Genomic DNA, 7,672 nt, shown 5'->3' with positions numbered 1-7,672 from the left:
GACCTTCGAGGCGAAGGTGGCGAGGCTCCAGCCCAGGAGCGCCGACAGCATCTGCCCGGTCGCGTTCATGTCGTTGTCGATCGCCTGCTTGCCGGCGATGACCAGCCCGGGCTGTTCCGTCTCGATCACCCGGGCGAGGATCTTCGCCACCGCCAGCGGCTCGATGTCCTGATGCACGTCCGAGGCCGCCTCGACCAGGATCGCCCGGTCCGCGCCCATCGCCAGCGCCGTGCGCAGCGTCTCGGAGGCCTGCCTCACGCCGACCGACACCACCACGACCTCTTCCGCCGCGCCCTTCTCCTTCAGCCGGATCGCCTCTTCCACCGCGATCTCGTCGAAGGGGTTCATCGACATCTTCACATTCGCAAGATCGACGCCCGAACCGTCCGACTTCACCCGGACCTTCACGTTGTAGTCGATCACCCGCTTCACGGGTACGAGGATCTTCATCGGTTCCTCCGTCTCCCTTCCAGCGCCGGGTCGCGCCCGGCGGTCCACGCTATCCGCAAAAGGGTTAGCGGCTTGGCCCTGTCATGGACAGGTCAAAATCGACCATCGCCGCCGCCGCTACGTCACGTCCGCCGGTCAGCGGTTGGCGCCCGGCACCCACAGGACGTCGTCCCGGCCGTCGTCATTGGCGATGCGCCCCGCGACGAAGAACCAGTCGGACAGCCGGTTGAGATATTTCACCGCCGCCGGGTTGACCTGTTCCTGCGCGGCCAGTTCCACCACGCCGCGTTCCGCCCGGCGGCAGACGGTGCGGCACAGGTGCAGATGCGCGGCCAGGGCCGAGCCGCCGGGCAGGATGAAGCTGCGCAGCGGCTGCAGCCGGGCGTTCATCGCGTCAATCTCGGCCTCAAGCCGGTCCACCTGCGCCTCGACCATGCGCAGCACCGGATAGGACGCCTCGGCATCGCGGTCCATATCGGGGCGGCACAGGTCTGCGCCGAGGTCGAAGAGGTCGTTCTGGATGCGCGCCAGCATCGCGGCCATCTCGCCCCCGGCCTGCAGCCGGGCCAGGCCCAGCGTCGCGTTGACCTCGTCCACCGTGCCGTAGGCGGCGACGCGCACCGAAAACTTCGGCACCCGGCTGCCATCGCCGAGCGCGGTTTCGCCACCGTCGCCGGTGCGGGTATAGATGCGGTTCAGCACGACCACGGGCGGTTCTCCTCAGATGGCGCCGCGGCGCAGCCAGACGAACAGCAGGATCAGCACCACGGCGAAGGCCTGCGCGGCGATCCGGTAGCGCATGATCCGGTTGGCATGCCGGCGGTTGAACTCGCCGCCCCGGCCGAAGCCGCCGATCCCGACCATCAGGATCGCGAAGACCGCGAAGAGCGCGGCAAGCACGACATAGAACAGCGGATCATTGGCAAGCATCGCGTCCTCCCGACCTGTCCAGCCGATGTAGCGGATCGGGCGGAAAAAGCGAAGACCATCTCGCCTCAGCCTTTGGCGGCGACCCAGTCGAGCGCCCGGGTCGGCAGGATCCGCCGGGCGATGCCCATCATCCAGGTGGGGGTGGTGACGTAGTAGCGCGGCGCGGGATCCGGCACGGTCAGCGCGGTCAGCAGTTTCGCCGTCACCGCCGCGGGCGGCAGCTCGAACCGGTCGGGCTTGCCCCGGTCGCGGTAGAGCCGCTGCAGCAGGCTCGCCTCGTACTGCGCGCGGCGGGCCGAGCCCTGCCAGTTCACCCAGCGTTCGAAGTGGGGCACGGATTTCTGCCGGATGTCCGAGGTGATGGGCCCGGGCTCGATCAGGATCACCTTGATCGGCGTGTCGGCCATTTCCAGGCGCAGCACATCGGTCAGGCCCTCGACCGCGAATTTGGTGGCGACATAGGCGCCGCGCCAGCGGATGCCGACCAGCCCCAGCACGGAGGAACAGTTGACGATCCGCCCGTGGCCCTGCGCCCGCATCGCCGGGATGACGCGGCAGGTCAGGTCGTGGACGCCGAAGAGATTGGTTTCGAAAATGGCGCGCAGCGCGCCGCGCGGCAGATCCTCGACCGCCCCGGGGCAGGCGAAGGCCCCGTTGTTGTACAGCGCATCCAGCGTCCCGCCCGTGCGCGACAGCGCCTCGTCCACCGCGGCGGCGATGCTGTCCTCGTCGGCATAGTCCAGCCGGAAACTTTCCAGCCCCTCGCCGCGCAGCCGTTCGCAATCCGCCTCCTGCCGGCAGGTGGCGAAGACGCGCCAGCCGGCGCGGGCCAGCCCGTGCGCCGCGTCATGGCCGATGCCCGAGGAGCAGCCGGTGATGAGGATGGTCTTCTGCGTCATGTTCTGCGGCACCGCGGCTTCCGTCTGGACCTGTCTTCGGCACCGATCTACACGGGGGACATGACCGACGCCACCGACGACGATGCCGCGCTGCCCGATCCCGCGGGCGCCACCTCTTCCGAGCCGCTGTCGCGCGCCATCGGCGAGCGCTATCTGACCTATGCGCTGTCGACGATCATGCACCGGGCGCTGCCGGATGCCCGCGACGGGCTGAAGCCGGTGCACCGCCGCATCCTCTATGCGATGCGGGAATTGCGGCTGGTATCGACCGGGGGCTTCCGCAAGTCGGCCAAGATTTCCGGCGACGTGATGGGCAACTATCACCCGCATGGCGACGGCGCGATCTATGACGCGATGGCCCGGCTCGCGCAGGATTTCAACATGCGCTACCCGCTGGTCAACGGGCAGGGCAATTTCGGCAATATCGACGGCGACAACCCCGCCGCCAGCCGCTATACCGAGGCCCGGCTGACCGCCATCGCCGAGGCGATGATGGATGGCCTGGCCGAAAACGCCGTGGACTTCCGCCCCAATTACGACGGCACGCTGGAAGAGCCGGTGGTGATGCCTGCGGCCTTTCCGAACCTGCTGGCGAATGGTGCCTCGGGCATCGCGGTCGGCATGGCCACCAACATCCCGCCGCATAACCTGCACGAGCTGATCGACGCCTGCCAGCTGATGATCGCGGACCCGGGCGCCTCGGATGCCGATATCGTCAACCTGGTGCCGGGGCCGGATTTCCCCACCGGCGGCGTGATCGTCGAACCGGCGGCCAGCGTGATGGAGGCCTATCGCACCGGGCGCGGCAGCTTCCGCCTGCGGGCGCGCTGGCAGGTCGAGGATCTGGGCCGGGGCACGTGGCAGATCGTCGTGACCGAGATCCCGTTCCAGGTGCCGAAGTCGAAGCTGATCGAGCGGCTGGCGGAACTGGTCGTCACCCGCAAGGTGCCGGCGCTGGCCGATGTGCGCGACGAATCCGCCGATGACGTGCGCATCGTGCTGGAGCCCCGCGCCCGCACCGTCGATCCCGAGATGCTGATGGGCATGCTGTTCCGGCAGAGCGATCTGGAGATCCGCTTCAGCCTGAATATGAACGTGCTGATCGACGGCCGCGTGCCGAAGGTTTGTTCGCTGAAAGAGGTGCTGCGCGCCTTCCTCGACCATCGCCGCGACGTGCTGGTCCGGCGGTCGCAGCACCGGGTCGAGAAGATCGAACAGCGGCTGCATGTGCTGGCGGGCTTCATCACCGCCTATCTGAACCTCGACCGGGTGATCGACATCATCCGCTATGACGACGACCCCAAGGCCGCGCTGGTGCGCGAGGACTGGGCCGCCGACCATGTGCGCGCCACGTCCGAACGCGACTATCGCAGCCCTGCGCCGATCGCCTCTGCGCGGGAGGACGGGGTGCTGGCCGAGGATGGCCTGCGCTGGCTGGACGAGGTGCAGGCCGACGCGATCCTGAACATGCGCCTGCGCTCGCTGCGGCGGCTGGAAGAGATGGAACTGCGCCGCGAGCACGAGGCGCTGGCGGGCGAACGGGCGGGGCTGCTGCGGCTCTTGGCGTCGGACGCGCTGCAATGGCGCCAGATCGCCAAGGAGCTGAAGGAGATCCAGAAGACCTTCGGCCGCGACGCGCCCGGCGGTGCCCGGCGCACCGGCTTTGCCGAGGCCACGACGGTCGAGGAGGTGCCGCTGGAGGCGATGATCGACCGCGAGCCGATCACCGTCATCTGCTCGAAGATGGGCTGGATCCGGGCGATGAAGGGGCATCAGCCGCTGGATGCCGAGGTCAAGTTCAAGGACGGGGACGGGCCGCGCTTCTGCTTCCACGCGGAAACCACCGACCGCATCCTGATCCTCGGCGCCAACGGGCGGGTCTATACCGTCACCGGCGCGAACCTGCCCGGCGGGCGCGGCATGGGCGAGCCGTTGCGCCTGATGGTGGACCTGCCGAACGAGGCCGAGATCGTCGAGATGCTGCTGCACCGGCCGGGCGAACGGCACCTGATCGCCAGTTCCGAAGGCGACGGCTTCGTGGTGGCGGCGGACGAGCTGCTGGCCCAGACCAAGGCGGGCAAGCAGGTGCTGAACCTCGGGCCGGGGGTGAAGGCGCGGCTGTTGCGGCGCGTGGCGGGCGACCATGTCGCGGTGGTGGGCGAGAACCGCAAGATGCTGGTCTTTGCGCTGGACGAACTGCCCGACATGGCCCGCGGCAAGGGCGTGCGGCTGCAGAAATACAAGGATGGCGGCCTGTCGGACGCCACCACCTTCGTCCTGGCGCAAGGCCTGTCGTGGAAGGACCCGGCGGGCCGCACCCGGACGGAGACCGACCTGGGCGAATGGCTGGCCAAGCGCGCGACCGCCGGCCGGATGGCGCCGCGCGGCTTTCCGCGCGACAACCGGTTCAACTAGGGATCAGGCCGAGGGCAGGGGCGGCGGCAGCGGCTCGCCCGCCTCGCGGTGGATCGCCTCCACCTCGGCCCGGCGCAGGCGCAGCAGTTCGGCGAGCCGGGCGAGGAAGGCCGTCTCCTCGGGATGGTCCACGTCGATGGCCATCAGGGCTGCGGCATAGACCTCGGGTTCCAGCCCCTCGGGCACGTCGCGGGCCAGCGCCGCCACATCGGCGGGCGCGTCCATCTGCGTCAGCAGATAGTCCATCTCGGCCGGCGTCGCCTCGTCCATCTCGGCCAGGATGCGGCGGCGTTCCTCGGGGTCGATGCGGCCGTCGGCCTTTGCCGCCTGGATCATCGCGCGCAGCAGCAGCGCCGCCACCGCCTCTTCCTCGGCCGAGGCCTCCACATCGCCATGGGCACCGGCGCGGTCCAGCTTGCCGGCGAAGCCGCCGCCCGCTCCCGCGGCCCCCGCCGCGCCGCCGGCCAGTCCGCCCGCAACGCCGCCGAGGCCCAGCCCGGTCAGCAGGCCGCCGATGCCGCCCGAGCCGCCGACATTCGACACGATGCGGTCCAGCCCGCCGCCGCGCCCGCCGACCTTGTCCAGCAGCCCGCCCAGCCCGGCGCTGCGCGCGTGATCGCTGCCGCTGCTGCGGTCATAGGTCTGGCTGCGCTGGTCCATCATCCCCTTCACGCCCTTGTAGGCGGCGATTCCGATGGCGACCTTGGCGAGGGTCTTCACGAGGCTCATGGCCAACTCCCTTGAGGTTCTTCGCCTCACAGGTAGGAAGTCCGGGCGACGACCGCGCGGCGGTCGCCCGGGCTCGGCGGAAAGCCGCCGAACCGCGGGGATCAGGCCGGTTCCACCATCAGCCACAGCCCGCCTTCGGGGCGCAGGGTCAGGATCAGCACCGGGCGCGGCGGCCGGTGCGGCACCAGCGCGAAGCGGTGCCGGGCCAGCAGCGTGGCGAGGATGATCACCGCCTCCTGCATGGCAAAACTGGCGCCGATGCAGACGCGCGGCCCGTCGCCGAAGGGCAGGAAGGCGAAGCGGTCGAAATCGCGCGCGACGAAGCGGTCGGGATCGAAGCGGTGCGGGTCGGGCCACAGCGCATGGCTGCGGTGCAGGGCGTAGACCGGCAGCATCACCGTGTCGCCGGGCCGGACCTCGCGCCCGCAGAGCGTGTCCTGCGCCTGCGCGGTCCGCGACAGGAAGGCCGCGGGGGGATACAGGCGCAGCGTCTCTTCCACGATGCGGCGGATCAGCGGCAGGCGCGGCAGGTCGGCGACCGTCGCAGCCCGATCCTCCAGCGCCGCCCGCGCCTCGTCCCGGGCGCGGTCCTGCACGTCCTGGTCGAAGGCGCAGAGGTAAAGCGCCCAGGCCAGCGTCAGCGCGGTCGTCTCGTGCCCCGCGACGATGAAGGTCAGCAGGTTGTCGCGCAACTCGGCGGTATCCATCCGGCGGCCGGTTTCCGGGTCCACCCCCGCCAGCAGCAGGTCGAGAAGGTCGGGCACGCCGTCCTCTCCCTGCCGGCGCCGCCGGTCGATGGCGGCATCGGCGAAGCGCTTCATCTCGCGCATCGCCTGGCCCGAAACCAGCCGGGCGGGTCTGGGCACCCACATCGGCGCGCCGAGGATGTCGAGCAGCGAAACCTTGGCCGTCTGGCCGATATAGGCCTCGATCGCGCGGTGGACGGCGTCGCGGTCGAAGCTTTCCTCCGCCCCGCCGGCGAAGGTCACGTCCGAGATCACCTCGAACGTGGCGGTGACCATCTCGTCGAAGACATTGGCGGCGCGGCCCTGCGCGGCGGCCAGCCGGGCGCTGGCCCGTTCCGCGGCATGGGTCATCACCGGGGCCAGCGCCTCGACATTGCGGGCGGCGAAGGCGGGGGCGGCGGCGCGGCGCTGCCAGCGCCAATGCGCGCCCTCGGCCACGAACAGGCTGTCGCCGATGGCGGGACCTAGGATCAGCTTGGTCACGTCCGACTTCGGATAGTCCTCGACCCGGTCCTTCAGGATCCGGCGCAGCGCGGCCGGGTCCATCACCATGTGCCAGCGCTTGCCGGTGCGGCCCGACACCATCGGCTGGTGCAGCGCGATCTCGGGGATCAGCTCCAGCAGGTTGCGCCGCGCGACCTTCAGCGACCCCAGCACGCCCAGGGGCTGCGTGGCCAGCGCCACGCGCGCCGGCCAGGGATCTGCGGGCGGGGCGGAAGGGGAGGGGACGGCAGCCATGACGCACTCCGATCGCCGGCGGGATGGTCTGGAATATAGGCGCGGCGCGGCCGCCGGGAAGGCGGGCCGATTGCAGCCGGGGTCCCGGCGGGCTATGGCTTGGCGAAACGGAGAGAACCCGACGCATGATCCGACGCCTTCGCCGCCTTGCCGCCGTCCTCCCCCTTGCCGTTCTGGCCGCCTGCGCCGGCGAGGATCTGTCCGCCCCGCCGGAACCGATCGGCAACTTCCTTCTGGGCTACACCATCGTCGTCGCCGACAATGCCCAGACCGTGGGCCCCAGCCGCACCGCCAGCCCCGACGAGTGGGAGGCGCTGATCGCGGCCGAGGTGAAGAAGCGGACCGGGCGCTATGACGGCGACAAGCTCTATCACCTCGGCATCAATGTCGACGGCTATGCGCTGGCCTATCCGGGCATCCCGATCGTGCTGAACCCGAAATCGGTGCTGGTGATCTCTGCCAATGTCTGGGACGATACGGCGCAGCGGAAGATCAATGCCGAGCCGAAGCAGATCACCGTCTTCGAGCCCTTCAGCGGCGAGACGCTGGTGGGATCGGGCCTGCTGCAGGGCCGCGACGCGCAGATGCAGAACCTCGCCGCGGTGGTGGCCCGGCAGGTGAACGACTGGCTGGTGGACAACAAGGCCTGGTTCACGCCCGAGGCCGCGGCGGCGCGCGCGCTGCTGCCGGCGCAGACCGGATCGCGGGCGGGAACGCCGGCGGCAACCGCCGCCGCGCCGGCACCCGCCGCTGCCCCCGCACCGG

8 protein-coding genes are annotated in these 7,672 nt (G+C 70.2%); 2 read left to right on the top strand and 6 right to left on the bottom strand.

Features of this window, described 5'->3' with window-relative positions:
* The 4 genes from EEY80_RS19840 to EEY80_RS19825 form a co-directional block, all read right to left on the bottom strand.
* A partial coding sequence (locus EEY80_RS19840; protein ID WP_164738341.1) for an electron transfer flavoprotein subunit beta/FixA family protein occupies nucleotides 1-450 on the bottom strand: 450 nt, incomplete at its 3' end.
* A gap of 135 nt (nucleotides 451-585) precedes the next feature.
* Nucleotides 586-1,158 carry a cob(I)yrinic acid a,c-diamide adenosyltransferase gene (locus EEY80_RS19835; RefSeq protein WP_126979663.1) on the bottom strand — a complete coding sequence of 191 codons (573 nt, stop codon included), beginning with the start codon at nucleotides 1,156-1,158 and terminating at the stop codon, nucleotides 586-588.
* A 12-nt stretch (nucleotides 1,159-1,170) separates the two neighbouring features.
* A complete protein-coding gene (locus EEY80_RS19830; RefSeq protein ID WP_126979661.1) occupies nucleotides 1,171-1,380 on the bottom strand; it encodes a twin transmembrane helix small protein in 210 nt (69 codons plus the stop codon).
* 65 nt (nucleotides 1,381-1,445) lie between these two features.
* The gene (locus EEY80_RS19825; protein WP_126979659.1) at nucleotides 1,446-2,279 is read right to left on the bottom strand and encodes an SDR family NAD(P)-dependent oxidoreductase; all 834 of its coding nucleotides are present in this window, start codon (nucleotides 2,277-2,279) and stop codon (nucleotides 1,446-1,448) included.
* 60 nt (nucleotides 2,280-2,339) lie between these two features.
* Here EEY80_RS19825 and EEY80_RS19820 point away from each other — a divergent pair, with 60 nt between their 5' ends.
* Nucleotides 2,340-4,694 carry a DNA topoisomerase IV subunit A gene (locus tag EEY80_RS19820; RefSeq protein ID WP_126979657.1) on the top strand — a complete coding sequence of 785 codons (2,355 nt, stop codon included), beginning with the start codon at nucleotides 2,340-2,342 and terminating at the stop codon, nucleotides 4,692-4,694.
* Nucleotides 4,695-4,697: 3 nt separating this feature from the next.
* On the opposite strand, the gene EEY80_RS19815 is transcribed toward EEY80_RS19820, so the two are convergent.
* Both EEY80_RS19815 and EEY80_RS19810 read right to left on the bottom strand, forming a co-directional pair.
* Nucleotides 4,698-5,423 carry a DUF533 domain-containing protein gene (locus EEY80_RS19815; protein ID WP_126979655.1) on the bottom strand — a complete coding sequence of 242 codons (726 nt, stop codon included), beginning with the start codon at nucleotides 5,421-5,423 and terminating at the stop codon, nucleotides 4,698-4,700.
* Nucleotides 5,424-5,524: 101 nt separating this feature from the next.
* The gene (locus EEY80_RS19810) at nucleotides 5,525-6,907 is read right to left on the bottom strand and encodes a cytochrome P450 (protein WP_126979653.1); all 1,383 of its coding nucleotides are present in this window, start codon (nucleotides 6,905-6,907) and stop codon (nucleotides 5,525-5,527) included.
* A gap of 125 nt (nucleotides 6,908-7,032) precedes the next feature.
* Between EEY80_RS19810 and EEY80_RS19805 the strand changes: the two genes are divergently transcribed.
* Nucleotides 7,033-7,672, top strand: a 640-nt coding sequence (locus tag EEY80_RS19805) for a hypothetical protein (protein WP_205749168.1), incomplete at its 3' end; no start/stop codon positions are given.

It is taken from the genome of Frigidibacter oleivorans (assembly GCF_003993775.1).
Taxonomy (GTDB): Bacteria; Pseudomonadota; Alphaproteobacteria; order Rhodobacterales; family Rhodobacteraceae; genus Frigidibacter; species Frigidibacter oleivorans.
This window is presented reverse-complemented; position numbering and strand designations above follow the sequence as displayed.